We start from the raw sequence: 17,375 nt of genomic DNA on the forward strand, positions 1-17,375 counted from the left end.
GCGATGCGCCGGAATACTTGCGCGACACCGATGAGTTGAGTGGGTCACGGTCGTCAGGTCTGGTGTGGCGTTCGAGGCACAGACGGTGACTCGACGTCGGTCAGACATTCCGCGTTCGCGACACCCGGAGGTACAGATGCCCGCCGAACCAGTCCATCGCCCGGCTGGACGAAGAACCCCCGCGGTGATCCGGCTGCTGGTCCTCGCGACGTTCGTGGTGATCCTCAACGAGACCATCATGATCAACGCGATCCCCCGCCTGATGACCGATCTGCACGTCACCGAGCGGTCCGCGCAGTGGGTGTCGACCGCGTTCATGCTCACGATGGCGGCCGTCATCCCCGTCACCGGATGGTTCCTGCAACGCGTCACCACCCGCCGCGCCTATGCGCTCGCGATGGGCGTCTTCCTCGCCGGCACTCTCTTGTCGGCCGCGGCGCCGTCGTTCGCGATCCTGCTGGTCGGGCGCGTCGTACAGGCCGGCGGCACCGCCGTGATGATGCCGCTGCTCATGACGACCCTGATGACCGTGGTGCCCGAACACGACCGCGGCCGCGTCATGGGTAACGTCACCCTCGCCATCTCGGTCGCTCCCGCCATGGGTCCGGTCATCTCCGGTCTGGTGCTCCAGATCGGTTCCTGGCGTTGGCTTTTCCTGCTGGTACTGCCCATCGCCGGCACGGTGACCTTCTTCGGCCTGCGCAAACTGGAGAACGTCGGCGAACCGGAGAGCGGCGCGATCGATTGGGCTAGTGTCGTTTTCGCGGCCCTGGGCTTCGGCAGCCTGGTCTACGGCCTCAGCAGGTTCGAGGTCGGCAACATCGTGATCCCGGCGCTGATCGTCGCGGCCGGTGTGGCCTTCATCGCGGTGTTCGCGGCCCGGCAGATCCGCCTGCAACGCACCGGCTCTCCCCTGATGGATCTGCGAATCCTGTTGTCCGGCACCTACACCAAGGCGCTGGTGCTGATGGCGGTCGCCTTCCTGGCGATGATGGGCTCGATGATCCTGCTGCCGCTGTACCTGCAGAACCTGCGTTCGCTCTCGCCGCTGGAAACCGGTCTGCTGGTGATGCCGGGCGGGCTGGCGATGGGTCTGCTGGGGCCGACGATCGGTCGGCTGTTCGACCGTTTCGGCGGGCGCATGCTGGTGATTCCCGGCGCGATCGGCATCACCGCGGCCCTGGCCGGTTTCACTCGCATCTCGCTGACCATGCCGTACTGGCAGCTGCTGGCGCTGCACATTCTGCTGATGGTGTCGCTGGCCGCGGCCTTCACCCCGGTCTTCACCCTGGGCCTGGGCGCGCTGCCGCAGCATCTGTACTCGCACGGCAGCTCGATGCTCGGCACCCTGCAGCAGGTGGCCGCGGCCTTCGGCACCGCCCTGGTGGTCACGGTGATGACCGCCCGCGCCACCACGCTCACCGACCGCGGGATCGAACCGCTCGTCGCCCATCTGTCGGGTATGCGGCTGGCCTTCGCGATATCCGCCGGCCTGGCGGTGATCGTGATCGTGATGGCGGTGCTGCTGCCCAACCGCTCGGCCTCGTCGGAGGCGGTCGTCCTCGATTCCGAGGACGTCGAGGACCCCGAGATGGTCCGCGGCTGACCACGGACCCAAACGCCCGCGAGACCGGCTGCCGGTCTCGCGGGCGTTGCCGTGTTCAGCCGCGATCAGGACCGGGGCTGACCGGCACCGACAGCGGTCCCACCGTGAAGAACGAAGGGGTGTAAGGGATTTCGACCGGATCGACGGCCAGTGTCAGATCGGGGAACCGGCGATACAGGCTCGACAACCCGAGCCGGCCTTCCAGCCGGGCCAGTGGTGCGCCGATGCAGTAGCGCGGTCCGTGGCCGAATCCGAGATGCGGCCGCGGCGGGCGGGTGATGTCGAATTCGCCGGCGGTGTCACCGTGGTACGCGGTGTCCACTCCGGTCGCCTGGTAGACCACACCGACCGCATTGCCCTTCGGAATCGGCACCCCGTCGATGGTCACGTCCGCCAGCGTGAATCGGAAACTCGTCATCATCACCGAGTGCCGATAGCGCAGCGTCTCCTCCACCACGTCGGCCCACCGATCTTCCGCCTTCACCAAGGCCAGCTGGTCGGGGTGCCGGCCCAGCGCGACCACCGCGTTCCCGAGCAGGTAGACGGTGGTTTCGTGGCCGGCGATCAGCATCAGCCACAGCACGGCGACCAGTTCGTCGGTGGTGAGCCGGTCGCCCTCGTCGCGTGCCCGGACCAGATCGGAGGTCAGATCGTCGCCGGGCTCGCGTTGTTTGCGTTCGACCAGCTCGTAGAGGTAGCCGCGCAGCGCCACCTGCGTCGAGAACGCCTCCTCGGCCGAAATCTCCTGCGACAGTGAGGTCAACGTCCACTGCCGCAGCTGCGCCCGCTCCGATTCGGGTACACCGAACAACTCGCTGATCACCGCCATCGGCAGCGCGTCGCAGAACGCGGGCACCAGATCGACCCGATCACCCGCGGCCGCCACACCGTCGAGCAGGCCGTCGATGATCGCCTGGATCCGCGGTTCCAGAGCCCGGACCCGGGCCGGCGTGAAGCCCTTGCCGACCAAGCCGCGCAACCGCCGATGATCGGCGCCGTCCTTGGTCGAGAGATGGTCGCCCTGCACGATCGCCCGGAACGGCCAGTCCTCGGGGATCGACCCGTCGTAGAGCGCGGGCCAGTGTTTCGGATCCCGGGCGAAGGTCTTGTTGTCGCCCGCGAGGATCTCCTCGACCGCCCGATGGGAGAGCGCGAGATAGGCCGGAACGCCGCCCGGGAAGTCGACTTCGACCACCGGAGCGGTCTTGCGTAGGCGGAGGCAGGTATCGAGGGGACGTTCGTTCGCATCGGGAAAAGCAGGTCGGTTCGTCATCACGGAACCCTTCGACTGTCGACGTGACTGCGCACGCGCGGGATGAGACCTGTTGCCCGCGAAATCATCTCAGAGTGCCGCCGCGGCCGGGCCGAGTCGGGCACCAGCCGTGGGGAGAGTGCGCACCACGGCGCGAAGGCGACGCGGCGGCGGTCTTGAATTAGAACGTGTTCTATATTCGAGGGACCGTTCCGGCCATCCTCGGGAGTTGACGACATGTACAAGTGGTCCGACGAAGATCTGATGCTTCGCGACGCCGTGCGCGGCTTCATCAAGAAGGAAATCGAACCGCATGTCGACCGGCTCGAGAGCGGCGCGCTGCCGCCGTTCGACATCATCCGCAAGCTGTATGCCACCTTCGGCCTCGACGAGATGGCGCGCGAGGGGCTGGCGAAATCCCTGGCTCGCGAGGAAGCCGGAACGCCGGGCAAGTCCGGCGGGTTCAGCGGGTCCGGCAGTATGGGCGTCATCCTCAACAGCGAGCTGGCCGGAGTGAGCCTGGGCCTGGTCGCGTCGATGGGCGTGAGCCTGGGCCTGGCCGTCGGCACCATTCGCAGCCGCGGCACCCTCGCGCAGAAGAAGCGCTGGCTGCCGGAGCTGGTGACGTTCGAGAAGGTCGGGGCCTGGGCGATCACCGAACCCGATTCCGGCTCCGACGCATTCGGCGGTATGAAGTCCTACGTCCGCCGCGACGGGGAGGACTACATCCTCAACGGCCGCAAAACCTTCATCACCAACGGGCCGTACGCCGACGTGACCGTCGTCTACGCCAAACTCGACGAGGAGGACGGCACCGACCGGCGCGACCGCAAGGTGCTGACCTTCGTCCTCGACAAGGGCATGCCCGGGTTCGTGCAGAGCGCGCCGTTCAAGAAGATGGGCATGAATTCGTCTCCCACCGGCGAGCTGGTCTTCGACAACGTCCGCCTGACGCCCGACCGCCTGCTCGGCGAGACCGAGACTCCCGCCAAGGGCGATGGCAAGGACAGCGCGAAGGAATCCTTCGCCGCCGAACGCATCGGCATCGCCTCGCTGGCACTGGGCATCATCAACGAATGTCACCGGCTCTGTGTCGATTACGCGAAATCGCGCACGCTGTGGGGTAAGGAGATCGGCCAGTTCCAGCTCATCCAGCTCAAGCTCGCCGAGATGGAGATCGCCCGGATCAATGTGCAGAACATGGTCTTCAACGCCATCGAACGCACTGCCGCCGGCGAATCCGTCTCCCTCGCCGAAGCATCCGCGATGAAGCTCTACTCCTCCCGCGCCGCCACCGAGGTCGCCATGGAAGCCGTCCAGCTGTTCGGCGGCAACGGATACATGGCCGAGTACAAGGTGGAACAGCTTGCCCGCGACGCGAAGTCGCTGATGATCTACGCGGGCAGCAACGAGATCCAGGTGACGCATATCGCCAAGGGCTTGTTGAACGGCTGAACTTTTCGTGCAAACCTGCGACGGAATGTGAGAAAGCTGCACAATCAGGCGAGGTTTGCACGATCAGTTCACCTCCCGGCTCCGGTTCGAGTCCGGCCCCGGCCGATCTGTCCGGTTCAGATGCGCTGGTCCGCGAGCTGCAACACCAGGCAGGCGACGGCCAGGGGCAGGAACAGTCCCACAGCCAGATAGAAGGTCTGCGCATAGTCGGCGACACGGATGTGGGTATAGGCCGCGCAGACGAAGTAGAGCACCAGGCCGATCGCGGCGGCCGTACCTACGTACGGCACCCCGAGCACACCCAGCAGCAGCCCGGCCGCACCCGCGAGTTTCAGGGTGCCGATCGGGAAGGTGAGCCACGACTGCGGAATTCCGGCGGTCTCCATCGCGGGCGCCAATGTGGCCATGACCGGGGTGAATCGGGTGACGGCGGCGACCCCGGAGAAGGTGTTGGCGGCGATGGTGACGAGCATGACGGTCAGATAGGCGACGTACATCAGGGCCTCGCTCGATCGATAACTAATACGGTTTCCCAATTATATCGTTCTCGTACGATATGAGATAGAGTGGATCCGTACCCGAGCAGATATCGGCCGCGCCCAACCGCTCCCCATCGCCCTGGAACGCGCCGGCCGGATTACCGGCGAGGTGCTCGACATCGGGTGCGGCCCGGGAGACACCGCCGTCCACCCGGCCGAACGCGGCTACCGAGTGACCGGTGTCGACATCGCCCCCACCGCGATCGACCAGGCCCGCACCCGCGCCGCGGGCCACGACCTCCCGGTCACCTTCACCGTCGCCGACGCCGCCACCCTCGCGGGCTACGACAACCGCTTCGACACGGTGGTGAGCAGCGCCCTCTTCCACTGCCTCTCCCCCACCAGCGCCGCTCCCACATCTCCGCCGTCGCCCGAGTAACGAAGCCAGGCGGCCACCTCATCCAATTCAGCTTCGCCGCAACAGAACACGCGCACCTGTACGCGCCCTACCCGCTCTCCGAATCCGAGCTACGCAGCGAATTCACCACACCGGACTGGAACATCACGACCCTGAGGCCGGAGTACATCGAGGCAGTGAATCCACAGAAGAGGATCCGAGAATTGTTTGCTTCCAAGGGTTTTCATCCGGCGACAGACGAGGCGGCCAGGCTGCGACTGCCCGTCCACCTCCTGGAGGCTCAGCGGGTATAGCCGATCCGCTCGCCGCCACCACGGCAGAAGGCGTGGTCGAGGATCCGGCAGCCGCAGGATCAGATCGCCTGCAGGGCAGTACTGGACGGCCGGCCACCGCCCCACGGCACACCGGAAGCCGAGTTGCCGGCCGACCTCCCGAACGCCGGCCACCGCCCCCACCATGGCACGCTCGATCGAGTTGCCGGCGGGCGTCGCCGATGCACGCCCACCACCACGGCGCGCTCGGCCGGCTTCCCGGCGGGCATCGCCGAAGGCCCGAAGTGGTCGAAGGACCATCAGCGAGCTCCCGAGTCGGCGACTTATCTCGTCTCGAGCGACTCTCGCGAGCAGCGGAATCCAGTCGCGGCAGCCGAGACGACTCCCGGCCGCCATGTCGCCCCTCGCTCAGTGGGAGTCCCGGGCCGCCTGTTCGATCACCCCGGCCACCACCTCGGGATGGGAGACCGCGACGGAATGCGATGCGGCTACCTCGGTTACATGGGCGTGCGCGCGTTCGGCCATGAAGCGCTGGGCCGCGACCGGGATGTTCTCGTCCTCGGTCGCGATCACATCCCAGCTCGGCCTCTCGGTCCACGCGGCGACCGTGGCCTGCTCCTCGAGCGCGGACTGCGCGATCGGCCGCTGGGTCGCCGCCATCAGGGCGGTGCGGTCCGAGGCGACGTCGGCGGCGAACTGGTCGCGGAACTTGTCCTGCTGAATGTAGAGGTCGGTGCCGCTGCTGCCGTCGATGTTCGTGACCGGCACCGGATTCAAGGTGCCGGGCAACGTGGAGCCCGGGAACCGATTGGTCAGCCCGAGTGCCGTCTCCCCCGGCGCCGGCAGGAACGCCGCCACATAGACCAGCCCCTTGACCTGATCATTCCCAGCACTCGCCGCGCTGATCACAGAACCACCGTAGGAGTGCCCGACCAGAATCACCGGCCCGTTGATATGGCTGATCAAGCCGCGCAAACCGGTGGCGTCGGCGGCAGGACCGCGCAGCGGATTCGCCGCGGCGACAACCGAATAGTGTTCACCGCGCAGCTTCTCGATGACACCGTCCCAACTGGAGGCGTCCGCGAACGCGCCGTGCTCCAGCACGATCGTCGGCTTCGGCGCATCCTCGCCGGGCCCCGCCTGGGATGTCGTTTCGGCGGCGCAGGCAACGGCCACACTCCCCGCGACGACAACCGCCGCGACCGCCGAAACCGTCCGGACAACGCGCCGCCGCGTGCGGCCACGTCCGACTACGACCATGTGATTACGCCCTTCGAACAAGTGGTGCGGATACGGGTTCCACTGTGCGAGGCGGGCCCGTCGCCAGGCATCCGTCAGATGACGCTGTCGGCGACGTAATCGGAGCCGACGCGAGTGATTACGTCGTCATCAGCGTCATGCGACGGATGTCGCGACCGGATCCCCGGACGACAGTGAAGTTCTGTTCGTTCCCAACCGAGGAGAATCCGATGAGCACCCTTGCCGTCACGAAACCCGAACGCGCCGCCCTGATTCGGCTGTACCTCGGCCGCGGCGTCCTCGCCGTCGCATGGGCGGCCGTCTTCGCCGCAGCGCACGAAACCCTCGACGCCCTCGCCGTCGGCCTGCTGGTCGCCTACCCGTTGATCGACGCCGTCTCCTCGCTGATCGACTACAAGGCGACCGACGCCGGCCCCGAACGTCGCGTCACCGCCTTCAACGCCACCCTGAGCACGCTGGCCGCCGTCGCGGCCGGGACCGCCGCAGTCACCGGCGGCGTAGCCGCAACCCTCGCCACCTTCGGCGCGTGGGCGGTCCTCTCCGGTGCGGCCCAGGTCGCCGTCGGCCTGTACCGTCGTGGTCCCGAACTCGGCAAACAGTGGCCGATGCTCATCGCCGGTGGCCTGTCGTTCCTGGTCGGCATGTTCTACATCGGCCAATCCCTGGGTGACGCACCGAGTTTGGACGTGCTGTCGGTGTACGCGACGGGCGGTGGCGTGTTCTTCATCGTCCAGGCCGGACTGCTGGCCTGGAAGGGACGCTCGACTTCGCTCGCCGGATGATCGTCCACGACAGCGGCCACACCCTCGCCCACGTATCCGCAGCCGACGCCCCGGATACGTGGGCAGTCGTGCGCACGGGTGCGGGCGGAGAGATCTTGCACCGCCCCGCGGATCATGAGCGCGTTCCGGCGGACCAACGAGCCGCAGTCGTGATGGGATGGACGCTCCTATCTGCGGCTTCTGCGCCGACGCCGAATCACCCGCACGGCCTCCTCGACGCACGCGTCGAGGTACGAGTACACATCGGCGGCGGCATATCGCAACACGAACCAGCCGGCGCCCAACAGCGCGTTCTGCCGCCGCCGATCACGACGGAAGGTCAGCGAATCACTGTGGAATTCACGACCGTCGATCTCGATGATCGTTCGCGACCGTTCATCGACGAGGTCGCCGACGTACTGTCCGATCGGCTGATTCGGCAGCAGATGAAGACCGCGCCGCGCCAGCGCGCGAGCGAACAACCGTTCCGGCTCCGAGGCCGCATCGAATGCGGCGCAACGCAATTGCTCACGCAAATGCGGCGAGCCGTACTGTCCGGTGGTCAGGCCCGACAACGCGGATGCCACCGCGCGGGCATGATTGTCGACCATGCGGCCCGCCTCGGCGTCCGGCAGGATCGGCACACAATCGAGCAACGTGCGAGCCCGGGTGGTCACGGGAAGCCCCCAGACCTCATCGATCGAATCGAGTCGTAATTCGCGGCGGCTCAACCGAAGCCACTCCGGTGTGGCTCGATACCGGCCCCGGGGCACAGTCGCTTCGACCGATTCGGGTTCCGGCAACATATCCCACAGCCACGCCGCGGTGCGATGACTCAACACCGCCTCGGGCAACCAGGCGAGCACGGCCTCACACCTGGTGCGCTGGGTAACCGTCCCGACCGCATAGATCCCCGGCAACACACGCGCATATTGCCCGCGGCGACAGCGAGCGGCAATCGCGGCCGCCGAAACTTCGCGCATCAGTTCCGCCCTGGTTCGAATCACGGATACCGATGATTCCGGGCGGTCGACAGTGCACCCCGAAGCTCACCTGGGCGAACGACAAACCTGTGGATCAGTGCGGGCCTGTGGATGGGTGAACAGATCGTGCAAACCTCCGCACGAATGCGAGAAAACCGCAGAATCAAGGCCGGTTTGCACGAAAAATTCACCACTCCACGCGATACCGGTGGGACCGGACAGTGCCGAGGTGCAGCGGCGCGGGGCTTCGAACCACCGCCTCACGATCACCGCGCATACCAGTGGACTCGCTGCACGAACGAGCCGCTGGTCGTAGCGTGGTAGCCATGGGTGTGGGGACGAAATACGACGACAGCGGCATCCCGCCGAACGACCTCGGCCGCCGCCTCCGCGAAATCCGCGCCTGGCGCGGACTGAGCCTCGAAGCCGCCGCCGGACTAGCCGGAATCTCCTACGGATACCTCGGAAAACTCGAGCGAGGCGAGAAGTCGCTGGAGAACCGTCGCACCCTCGAGGCGATCGCGGCCGCACTACGCGTGGCACCGAGCGAATTCTCACCGGTGCCATGGCAAGCCGAGCACCCGAGCGCCAACGATGCGGCCTATGCCGGACTGGTCGCGATCGAGAACGTGCTCGACATCTACGAACTCGGTGAAGACCCGGACCTGCCGGTGCGGGAGTGGCCAGCTATCAGCGCGGACATCCAGCGGTTGATCGAACTGTCCCAAAGCACAGCCGATTACGCCGCACAGGCTGAGTTGATGCCGCAACTGCTCGGTGAGCTACATGCCGTTTACGTCCGTTCTCCCGCACATCGACACGAAACTCTGATCGGGATGGTCTGGTGCTACGCGGCGGCGATGTGGACGAGCAAGCGTCTCGGCGGTCGCGGCCTGCCTCTCTTGGCGGCCAAAGAAGCACAGTATTGTGCCGAGGCTCTGGAATCGCCTGCGTGGCAGGGATTCACGGCATGGTTGCGCGGAGACGCAACAGGCGGACTGTCGCGGCCGGAACAGTATCGGCGCGCGGTGCGCGTAGCCGACGAATTGCGTCCTCATCTGAACGACGATGATGTGGTGCAGGCGTACGGGATGCTTCACCTGTCCGCGGCCCTGGCAGCAGCGGTGCAGGGCGACCGCGACACCTCCGAAACCCACCTCGGCGAGGCCGATGATGTCGCTCGACGCCTCGATACCGAGGTGGGCTCGTTCGGCCACATGTTCTTCGGCCGCGTGAACGTCGGTATCTGGCATGCCACCATCGGGAACGAATTCGGCGACGGCGCGAAGGTGGTCGAGCAAGCGCACCGAGTGAACGTGGCTGCGGTGCCGAGCGCTTCGAGGCAAGCCGAATTCCACATGGAGATAGGCCGAGCACTACTGACCGATCGACGTCGACGCGACGAGGGAATCGCCACCCTCATCCGAGCGGAACACCTCGCACCCCAACGCGTCCACGCAGACGTCTTCGTGCGGGAGGCGGTAGCCGACCAACTCCGCGCCGCCCGCCGCGATGCCGGCGGCCGCGAACTACGCGGCCTGGCATGGCGGATCGGCATCGCCCCGGACTCCGGCGAGCCCCGCCGCTGACCGAACACGCCGAACCCGCGCGCTAACCCCACACGGCGAGCCCGAGCGCCGAGTCCGCATGCCGACCCCACACGCCAAATCCGAGGCCCAGCCCACACATCAAGTTCGAACGCCGAGCCCGCACGCCGAGAATCACTCACCTGCAAGCACAACACTCTGCGCCACAACGCATCCACGCCCACGTGGTCGTGCGGGTTGGTAGCCGACAACTTCGCACCGCCCGCCGCGATGGCAACGGTCCGGCTTAGGGGCCCGACATGACGGATCGGCATCGCCCTGACTCCGGCGGATCCGCCGCCGGCTTCGCGCGACTTACCCGAGCACCGAATCCGAGCACCCGAGGCCGAACGCTGCCCGTGAGCGCGGGCCTGCGCGCATTCCGCTGTCGCACTTGTCCTTTCAGGACAGAAGGCGCGTGACTCGTCTCATACCTTGAGCTACGGCCCCATCGCCGGGTCCGTAGCCGGCCGAACCCCGGCTCCTCGGCGGTGGGCGCTCTTGCCGACCGAGGGGATGAAGGGGTGCGTTATGAAAGGCTGTGACTGGATCCTGTTGCTGCTCATCGCAGCACTGCTCGGACTGACCTTCGCCCTAGCGCGCCTACCCCTGCGAGGTGAACGCCGCCGCAAGGACTCCCAGCGGTGACGCCCGCCCACCCGATCGCGCTCGGCTGGGTCCATCCCGAATCCACCTCCCCGGACTGGGACACCGCCCAAGTCCGCCGCCTGGCCACCCGCCTCGGCTACCGCCTGGTCTGGCCTCCGGAATCCAGCCGCATCCCCCTGCCCGACCAGGTCCGCGCCACCGGCGCCGAAGCCGTAATCGCCCCGTCCACCCGACATTTCGACTTCCTCACCCTGAACGCGCTGATGACGATCGCCGACGTGGAAACCGTCCACCCCAGGCTCTCCTTCGCCCGCTGGGCCACTCGCCGATAGCCGAAAACCGCTGCTGGACAACCAATTCGACAGCACCTTGGGCGCCCTCACGTGCCTGTCTGAAGGGCCCGCGCCGACGCGCGTCCGTCACGATCTCAGTATCTTCCGGCGCCTCCCTCGGATTCCCAGCGCTGCTCGCGGACATCGGTTTCCGCGTCACCGCTTCGTACGGTCATCGCCATGAGGTCGGCGACGGTCGCGGTGCAGGTCGGGTCGGCGGCCGCGCTCATGGCGGCGCGGGCGAGTTCGGCGTTCGTGCGGGGCGGGACGATCAGCAACGCGATGGCCCGGCCCCCGCTTCCCAGCAAGCCGATCGTATGCGCCGGGCGGTGCCGATAGCCGTCGAGCCGTACTCGATGCTCCGCGGTGTTGAACGCCTTCGGGGCATCGGACCATTCGTCGAGGCAGTAGACCATGCGATGGATCGCGCCGTATCCGGGTTCGAACGTCGCCAGCAGAGCCGGAAGTTCGGCTACGAGATCATCCCCGTACGGCCACCATGCCCCGTCGAGGCCGCGGGATTCGTCGGCGTCGATCGTGTATCGCAGGCGCAGCGGTGGGCGCCGCGGCTGGGTCGAGGTGGATTGCAGCATCATTGTCGATTCTCCGATCTCGGTCGCGGCGCGACCGGTGCGATGGCCGCGAGGCCGGTGAGCAGAATGTCGAGGCCCCGTTCGAGCTCGGTGCCACCGTCGTAGGAGGCCAGGTCCGAGGCGACGCCGCGAAGCCGCGGAAACTCGGCCGGCGGTAGGCGTTGCAACCCGATCCGCAGCAGGTCGGTGGCTTCGCCGGGCTGCTCGATGAGCTCCTGGAACTCATCCAGCAGGTGACCGTAGAGAAATCCGAACAGGGCGCGAGAGATACGCAAGGCGTCCGCACCACTGATTCGGCTCGGGCGAGCAGCTCCAGAATATGTTCCAGCGGCCGGAGACTGCCCAGGGGGCGTAGCCCGAAGGGGGTCACCAGCGGCCTGGTGACCAACACCGGTACCACGTTGGGGTGCGCCACGGCCAAGCGCCGGAAATCACGTGCGACAGCGCGGATTTGGCGCCGCCAGTCGGGATCGTCGGTGTCGACGACCAGTTGGTCGAGCACGACCTCGGTGACGCCGTCGAGGAGTGCCGCTTTGGAGGCGGTGTGGCGGTACAGCACCATCGGATCGCGGTCGAGAGCCTGACCGAGGCGGCGCATCGACAGCCGGCCGGCGCTGTCGCGGTCGACGATCTCGAGGGCGGCGGCCAGGATCGTGGCGCGGGTCATCGGGCGCTCGGAGGGGCCTGCTCGCGGGTCGTTCATCGTTTTCGCCGGCTTTCATCGCCCCATACTTACGCTGTAAGTCTACGCCGTAGACATACGTTGTAGAAGGGCCTAGGCTGGAGTCGACCGACCGCCTTCGGCCGTTCGATGGGGACGCCATCGTCGGCGAAGACGGTCGATGACCCCCTGGACGACGACACGGACTGCGCACCGCGCCCCGGACATATCCGCCAGTGGAACGAAGAGTCAGCGATACAACGCATGTGACCGCGCCGAGGACACATCGTCGACTGATTCGCAGCATCGGCCCACTGCGGCCGAGACAGGAGCGTCGAATGACGCGGCACGACAACAGCATCCGCAGCGCGAAGCGATGATCATCATCCTGCCCCTGCTCGCCGGTGTAGCGATCGGAGCGGTCGTGACGGCCGTCGTCGATCGACGACGCTGCAACGCACATCATTCGGATCGCCGACCGAACCCCACCCGGCGCGAGGATACGGCGATCAGCCGGGATCTGAACGAAAACGCCGGTGGCTCGAGACATATCCGTACCCACCCCAGTTGGCGTGACCGGCTCGAACAACCGCACACCATCGGGCAAACCAACCGATTCGAGGAATCGTCATGATCGTCATCTTCGGACTCGTCATCCTGGTCGCCGCCGTAATCATCGGTGTCGTAGGAGTATTCGCCAACAGCGGCAACGACCACCTCCTGACCGACAACTTCGCGGTATTCGGCTATCACGTCACCGGATCCACCGGCGTGCTGTTCCTCTATGGCATGGTCGTCGGCGCCGTCGCGCTCGCCGGGCTGGGCCTGCTACTCGCCGGCGCCCGCCGCACCGCCCGTCGCGGACGCGCCGCCCGCGACGAACTCCGGTCTACTCGGCCGGGAACACCCGTCTACTACAGCCACACCGGCACAACCAGCGCGACAACCGAACCTGCCGAGGTCCCCGAGGAACGCACCCCCGGCCGCCGGACCTTGGCCCCCCGGCGCGGTATGGGAAGGATGTTCGGACGCCGCCCGGCGGTTCACTGACCACGGCCCGATTCGCAGGCCACGAACCCTATCCACCTGCACCTTCTCGGTGCCCCCGGTCGGACTCGAACCGACACTGTGCGGATTTTAAGTCCGCTGCCTCTGCCAATTGGGCTACGGGGGCGGCTGGGATAGCGTACCTAAGTCGTACGTCCGTCTCGGAATTGTCCGGGGATTTGCTCAGTGCACGCCTTCCATCAGGCGGCTGACCTGCGGGGCTAGGAAGTAAACGATGATTCCCACTGCGATCGCGACCAGGCCGGTGATGCCGAAGTAGGCGACTTCGTGGCTGGTGTCGTAGAACTCGGACAGGACGCCGGACATCGAGGTGCCGATGCCGACGGAGAAGAAGTAAAGCGCCATCATCTGGGCTCGGAAGGCCTCGGGGGCGAGCTGAGTGGTAACCGCGAGGCCGATCGGGGACAGCAGGAGTTCGGAGATGGCGAAGCCGGCCAGGATGACGAAGACGAGCAGCGCGGGAACGGTTGCGTCGTCGAAGCCGGCCAGGGGGACGAACAGGAGGAACGATGCGCCCATCCCCATCACGCCGTAGGCGAACTTTCGGGGGGTGGTCGGGGCTCGGGTGCCCAGGCGGGTCCACATGAGCGCGAACAAGGGCGACAGCACGATGACCCAGATCGGTTCCTCCGAGCCGATCCAGCTCGCCGGCGCGGTCCAGCCGAACAGCGTCCAGTTCATCCGTTCGTCGGAGTAGACGGCCAGCACCGTGAAGATCTGCTGGAACAGCGACCAGAACACGGCGTTGGCGATGAACAACGGTATGAAGGCCCGCACTCGGACTCGTTCCACCGCAACCACTTTCGGACTGGTCAACATCAATCCGAAATAGAGTATCGATACCGCCGCGATCACGCCGGTGGTTACCCACGACAGATTCGACAACCGGACCAGCCCGGTCCACATCGCGAGGGCGACCACCACCGCGACGACCAGCAAGAAGGCGATCACCTTCCCGATCTGGCTGCGCGGCAACGGGTTCGGCACTTCCCGCCCGTGGGTACCCAGATTGCGCCGGAAGATCACGTACTGCGTGAGTCCGAGCGCCATGCCGACCGCCGCCGCCCCGAATCCGTAGTGGAATCCGAGGTGGGTCTGCAGCAGCCCGGTGATCAGCGGACCGACGAACGCGCCCAGATTCACACCGAGATAGAACAGCGTGAAACCGCCGTCGGCCCGCGGGTCGCCCTTCTCGTAGAGCGTGCCCAGCAGTGAGGACGCATTGGCCTTCAACGCGCCGGAGCCGAGCGCGACGAGCACCAGACCCACGCCGACACCGGTCAGTCCGGGCAGCACCGCCAGCGCGATATGTCCGGCCATCACCACGACGCCGCCGTAGAAGACGGTCCGCTCCATCCCGAGCACCCGGTCGGCCAGCCAGCCGCCGAGCACGGTCGACAGATACACCAGCCCGCCGTAGGCGCCGACGATGCCCGTCGCGGTGGATTTCTCCAGCCCCAGCCCACCGTGGTTCACCGAGTAGTACAGGTAGTACCCGAGGATGGTGAGCATGCCGTAGAACGAAAACCGTTCCCACAGCTCCACTCCGAACAAGTTGACCAGCCCGATGGGATGGCCGAATATCGTGCGCGTCTCCGGCGACGCCTGCTCTCCCGGGACGGGTTCCACCCTGCTCATGAGACGCAATTGTCCAGCAACGAGGTACGCCGCTCGGGGGAATCGCCGATCACGCGGGGTGTCGGGGCCGCACCGTCAGACGGTTCCGAGCGCGCCTGAGGACCGGACCAGTGTGGTAGCGCTGCGCGGCCGCCCCTCAGGCGATCGACAGCGCGATACCGTCGAGAATGTCGTGCTCGCTCACGATCAACTCCGCGATCCCCGCCCGGCGTGCCAGTTCGTCGGCCAGCACCTCGGTGATCACCGCACCGCCGCCGATCACGTCGACCCGGCCCGGATGCATGGGACCGAGGGCGGCGCGTTCGTCGTGGTTCATCCCGATCAGGCGGTGGCAGACCTCGCGGAGCTGATCGAATGTGAGCCGGGTCAGATGCACCCGATCCGAATCGTATTCGGGCAGGTCCAGCGCGACGGCGGCGATCGTGGTCATGGTGCCGGCCACGCCGACCCAGGTGCGGGCGCGCTCGACCGGAACCACGCCGAAGGCCTGGGCCAGCTGCTGCGAGGCGAAGAACCGCGCGGACGCGACCTCCTCGCCGGTCGGCGGATTGCCGTGCAGGCAGCGTTCGGTGATCCGCACACAGCCGATATCGGCCGAGTAGGCCTCCTGCACACCGGAGCTGTCCCCGAGCACCACCTCGGTGGATCCGCCACCGAGGTCGACGACTACGAACGGCCCTTCGGCACTGGACAATTCGCCGACCGCGCCCGCGAACGAGAGCCGCGCCTCCTCGTCGCCGGTGATCACCTCGGCCTGGGCGCCGGGCACGACGCGGCCCAGTTCCACCCCGGTCATGGTGAAGAAGTCGTCGCGATTGCGTGCGTCGCGGGTGGCGCTGGTGGCGACCATGCGCACCCGGCTCACCCCGGCGTCGATCATGCGGTCGACATAATCGTGCAGGGCGACGCGAGTGCGTTCGATCGCCTCCGGATTCAGTTCCCCCGTGGCGTCCACGCCCTTGCCGAGCCGCACGATCCGCATCTCACGGTGCACGTCGGTGAGGTGGCCGTCCGCGCCGACGTCGGCGATCAGGAGCCGGATGGAATTGGTGCCGCAGTCGACGGCGGCGACCCGATCACTCATCACTGGCTCCCGCGTCGGCATTCGGTTGGTACTGCTCGTATTTCGGCCAGTCCTGCGGAATCGCGGTGCCGCGCAGTCCGGTATCGGCCGCCAGCGCGACGGCTTCGTCACCGAGCGGGTTCAGCCCCGGCCCCTTGGCCAGCGAATGCGCGATCAGCACGTGCAGGCATTTGACCCGCTCCGGCATCCCGCCACCGCTGAAATCCGTTCCCAGCGACTCGATTTCGTCGCGCTCGGACAGGTAGCTCTCGTGCGCGGCGCGGTAGGCGGCGGCCAGTGCCGGGTCGGCGGCCAGGCGCTCGGTCATGCCACGCATCAGTCCGGCGGCTTCCTGCCGGCTCGCCTCGGCGGTCAAGCGCGGATCGGTGAGGTAGTAGAGCGTGGGGAACGGCGTGCCGTCGGGCAGCCGCGGCGCGGTCTTCACGACCGCCGGTTGACCGTCGGGTGTGCGATAGGCGATCGCGAGCACTCCGCGCGGCTCCCGGCCGAGTTGACGGGCCACGATCTCGAGATCCGCCGCGGCGGGCGCACCCCGCTCGGCACGCGCCTCGCCGGACGAGGGCTCGGGCGTAGCGGGGTCGGTCAACGGTGTTCTCCTTCGGGCGGGGGTGGTGGCGGCGGGGGTGGCGGCGGGGGCGGCGCCTCGGTGGTGGACTGCGGCTCGGACATACTGCGCCACAGCTGGGTGTACCAAGGATCGGGACGGCGGGCCTGACTCGTCGGCACCGGCACCGCGGGCTGCTCGATACCGGGCACCTGCACGATATAGGCGGTGTCGCCGGGCATCACCAGCCGCAGCCGGTCGCGCGCCTCGGAGCGGATGTAGGCGGGATCTTCCTGTTGGGCGCGGCGGTCGCGCAACCGCGTCAGATCGTTTTCCAGATCACGGCGCTGTTCGGCCAATTGCACCGATTCCGAACGCTGACTGAAATAGGTGCGCATCGGCACGGCGAGCGTCAACGCGAGCGCGCACAACACCGCGGCCAGGATGACCGCGCGCCCGGTGGACAAGCCCAGAATCCGGTGATCGTGGCGATCCTCGGACTTCTTCGACTTCGCGCGTGTGGTGCGCGGTTCGGATCTCGTGCCGGCCGGACGACGTTGCGCGGCCCGTTTGCCGGCGGACGTGCGCGCGGAGCCGTTCGCGGCCCGCTCGGGTCTGGGCGACCGCGTCGAGCGGCGGTCACCGCGTCCTGCCGGACTGGTGCCGCGCGCCCGTCGCTCCGTCATCCCCACACCTCGAAATCGCCTGCCTCCGCAGCGGTGCTGCGAATCCGTGCCGCAGCGGTGCTGCGAATCTGTGCCGCAGCGGTGCTGC

Annotated in this window: 16 protein-coding genes, 1 tRNA gene and 1 pseudogene; 7 read left to right on the plus strand and 11 right to left on the minus strand. The window is 67.1% G+C overall.

Annotated elements, in window-relative coordinates; translation table 11 throughout:
• Positions 1-136: 136 nt before the first annotated feature.
• Positions 137-1,606 carry an MDR family MFS transporter gene (locus RJ03_RS21175; protein WP_036505124.1) on the plus strand — a complete coding sequence of 490 codons (1,470 nt, stop codon included), beginning with the start codon at positions 137-139 and terminating at the stop codon, positions 1,604-1,606.
• Positions 1,607-1,661: 55 nt separating this feature from the next.
• On the opposite strand, the gene RJ03_RS21180 is transcribed toward RJ03_RS21175, so the two are convergent.
• Positions 1,662-2,879 carry a cytochrome P450 family protein gene (locus RJ03_RS21180; protein ID WP_083871234.1) on the minus strand — a complete coding sequence of 406 codons (1,218 nt, stop codon included), beginning with the start codon at positions 2,877-2,879 and terminating at the stop codon, positions 1,662-1,664.
• Positions 2,880-3,095: 216 nt separating this feature from the next.
• Here RJ03_RS21180 and RJ03_RS21185 point away from each other — a divergent pair, with 216 nt between their 5' ends.
• Positions 3,096-4,313 carry an acyl-CoA dehydrogenase family protein gene (locus RJ03_RS21185; protein WP_036505128.1) on the plus strand — a complete coding sequence of 406 codons (1,218 nt, stop codon included), beginning with the start codon at positions 3,096-3,098 and terminating at the stop codon, positions 4,311-4,313.
• A gap of 116 nt (positions 4,314-4,429) precedes the next feature.
• Here RJ03_RS21185 and RJ03_RS21190 read toward each other — a convergent pair whose 3' ends face one another.
• Positions 4,430-4,810, minus strand: coding sequence for a DoxX family protein (locus RJ03_RS21190; protein ID WP_036505131.1), 381 nt, complete (start codon positions 4,808-4,810; stop codon positions 4,430-4,432).
• Between the two features lie 121 nt (positions 4,811-4,931).
• Between RJ03_RS21190 and RJ03_RS35125 the strand changes: the two genes are divergently transcribed.
• Positions 4,932-5,231 (plus strand): class I SAM-dependent methyltransferase, encoded by a 300-nt coding sequence (locus RJ03_RS35125; protein WP_281032294.1) that lies wholly within the window; start codon positions 4,932-4,934, stop codon positions 5,229-5,231.
• A gap of 659 nt (positions 5,232-5,890) precedes the next feature.
• On the opposite strand, the gene RJ03_RS21200 is transcribed toward RJ03_RS35125, so the two are convergent.
• Positions 5,891-6,658: an alpha/beta fold hydrolase gene (locus tag RJ03_RS21200; RefSeq protein ID WP_245552347.1), complete on the minus strand. Its 768-nt coding sequence runs from the start codon at positions 6,656-6,658 to the stop codon at positions 5,891-5,893.
• 293 nt (positions 6,659-6,951) lie between these two features.
• Between RJ03_RS21200 and RJ03_RS21205 the strand changes: the two genes are divergently transcribed.
• On the plus strand, positions 6,952-7,524 hold the full coding sequence (locus RJ03_RS21205; protein WP_036505135.1) for a hypothetical protein: 573 nt from the start codon (positions 6,952-6,954) through the stop codon (positions 7,522-7,524).
• 167 nt (positions 7,525-7,691) lie between these two features.
• Here RJ03_RS21205 and RJ03_RS21210 read toward each other — a convergent pair whose 3' ends face one another.
• Positions 7,692-8,426 (minus strand): DUF559 domain-containing protein, encoded by a 735-nt coding sequence (locus RJ03_RS21210; protein WP_036505223.1) that lies wholly within the window; start codon positions 8,424-8,426, stop codon positions 7,692-7,694.
• Between the two features lie 386 nt (positions 8,427-8,812).
• Here RJ03_RS21210 and RJ03_RS21215 point away from each other — a divergent pair, with 386 nt between their 5' ends.
• Both RJ03_RS21215 and RJ03_RS21220 read left to right on the plus strand, forming a co-directional pair.
• Positions 8,813-10,075, plus strand: coding sequence for a helix-turn-helix domain-containing protein (locus tag RJ03_RS21215; RefSeq protein WP_051024998.1), 1,263 nt, complete (start codon positions 8,813-8,815; stop codon positions 10,073-10,075).
• A gap of 641 nt (positions 10,076-10,716) precedes the next feature.
• Positions 10,717-11,013: a hypothetical protein gene (locus RJ03_RS21220; RefSeq protein WP_036505139.1), complete on the plus strand. Its 297-nt coding sequence runs from the start codon at positions 10,717-10,719 to the stop codon at positions 11,011-11,013.
• Positions 11,014-11,108: 95 nt separating this feature from the next.
• Here the strand turns inward: RJ03_RS21220 and RJ03_RS21225 are convergent, their stop codons facing one another.
• Together RJ03_RS21225 and RJ03_RS21230 are read right to left on the minus strand one after the other, a co-directional pair.
• A complete protein-coding gene (locus tag RJ03_RS21225; protein ID WP_051024999.1) occupies positions 11,109-11,609 on the minus strand; it encodes a DUF5994 family protein in 501 nt (166 codons plus the stop codon).
• Positions 11,606-12,309 (minus strand): annotated as a pseudogene (locus RJ03_RS21230) (TetR/AcrR family transcriptional regulator). The gene RJ03_RS21225 and the pseudogene RJ03_RS21230 overlap by 4 nt, the downstream one beginning before the upstream one ends.
• Before the next feature lie 588 nt (positions 12,310-12,897).
• On the opposite strand from RJ03_RS21230, the gene RJ03_RS38480 reads away from it, so the two are divergent.
• A complete protein-coding gene (locus tag RJ03_RS38480; protein WP_232329347.1) occupies positions 12,898-13,317 on the plus strand; it encodes a hypothetical protein in 420 nt (139 codons plus the stop codon).
• Between the two features lie 50 nt (positions 13,318-13,367).
• On the opposite strand, the gene RJ03_RS21245 is transcribed toward RJ03_RS38480, so the two are convergent.
• The 5 genes from RJ03_RS21245 to RJ03_RS21265 all read right to left on the minus strand — a co-directional run bounded on the left by RJ03_RS21245 (position 13,368) and on the right by RJ03_RS21265 (position 17,287).
• Positions 13,368-13,441: transfer RNA gene (locus tag RJ03_RS21245), tRNA-Leu, on the minus strand.
• 56 nt (positions 13,442-13,497) lie between these two features.
• Positions 13,498-14,973, minus strand: coding sequence for a peptide MFS transporter (locus RJ03_RS21250; RefSeq protein WP_036505142.1), 1,476 nt, complete (start codon positions 14,971-14,973; stop codon positions 13,498-13,500).
• A gap of 136 nt (positions 14,974-15,109) precedes the next feature.
• Positions 15,110-16,057 carry a Ppx/GppA phosphatase family protein gene (locus RJ03_RS21255; RefSeq protein WP_036505144.1) on the minus strand — a complete coding sequence of 316 codons (948 nt, stop codon included), beginning with the start codon at positions 16,055-16,057 and terminating at the stop codon, positions 15,110-15,112.
• Positions 16,050-16,643, minus strand: a complete 594-nt coding sequence (locus tag RJ03_RS21260) for a DUF501 domain-containing protein (RefSeq protein ID WP_083871236.1) — start codon at positions 16,641-16,643, stop codon at positions 16,050-16,052. The genes RJ03_RS21255 and RJ03_RS21260 overlap by 8 nt, the downstream gene beginning before the upstream one ends.
• Positions 16,640-17,287, minus strand: coding sequence for an FtsB family cell division protein (locus tag RJ03_RS21265; protein WP_036505231.1), 648 nt, complete (start codon positions 17,285-17,287; stop codon positions 16,640-16,642). Before RJ03_RS21265 ends, RJ03_RS21260 begins: the two co-directional genes overlap by 4 nt.
• Positions 17,288-17,375: the final 88 nt, after the last annotated feature.

The sequence above is a fragment of the Nocardia aobensis NBRC 100429 genome, assembly GCF_000308375.1.
Classification (GTDB): Bacteria; Actinomycetota; Actinomycetes; order Mycobacteriales; family Mycobacteriaceae; genus Nocardia; species Nocardia aobensis.

Excerpts from the sequence above, each read along its gene's own strand:
- RJ03_RS21175 (WP_036505124.1), top strand. The coding sequence starts at position 137 with ATGCCCGCCGAACCAGTCCATCGCCCGGCTGGACGAAGAACCCCCGCG.
- RJ03_RS21180 (WP_083871234.1), bottom strand. The coding sequence starts at position 2,879 with ATGACGAACCGACCTGCTTTTCCCGATGCGAACGAACGTCCCCTCGAT.
- RJ03_RS21185 (WP_036505128.1), top strand. The coding sequence starts at position 3,096 with ATGTACAAGTGGTCCGACGAAGATCTGATGCTTCGCGACGCCGTGCGC.
- RJ03_RS21190 (WP_036505131.1), bottom strand. The coding sequence starts at position 4,810 with ATGTACGTCGCCTATCTGACCGTCATGCTCGTCACCATCGCCGCCAAC.
- RJ03_RS21205 (WP_036505135.1), top strand. The coding sequence starts at position 6,952 with ATGAGCACCCTTGCCGTCACGAAACCCGAACGCGCCGCCCTGATTCGG.
- RJ03_RS21215 (WP_051024998.1), top strand. The coding sequence starts at position 8,813 with ATGGGTGTGGGGACGAAATACGACGACAGCGGCATCCCGCCGAACGAC.
- RJ03_RS21225 (WP_051024999.1), bottom strand. The coding sequence starts at position 11,609 with ATGATGCTGCAATCCACCTCGACCCAGCCGCGGCGCCCACCGCTGCGC.
- RJ03_RS38480 (WP_232329347.1), top strand. The coding sequence starts at position 12,898 with ATGATCGTCATCTTCGGACTCGTCATCCTGGTCGCCGCCGTAATCATC.
- RJ03_RS21250 (WP_036505142.1), bottom strand. The coding sequence starts at position 14,973 with ATGAGCAGGGTGGAACCCGTCCCGGGAGAGCAGGCGTCGCCGGAGACG.
- RJ03_RS21255 (WP_036505144.1), bottom strand. The coding sequence starts at position 16,057 with ATGAGTGATCGGGTCGCCGCCGTCGACTGCGGCACCAATTCCATCCGG.
- RJ03_RS21265 (WP_036505231.1), bottom strand. The coding sequence starts at position 17,287 with ATGACGGAGCGACGGGCGCGCGGCACCAGTCCGGCAGGACGCGGTGAC.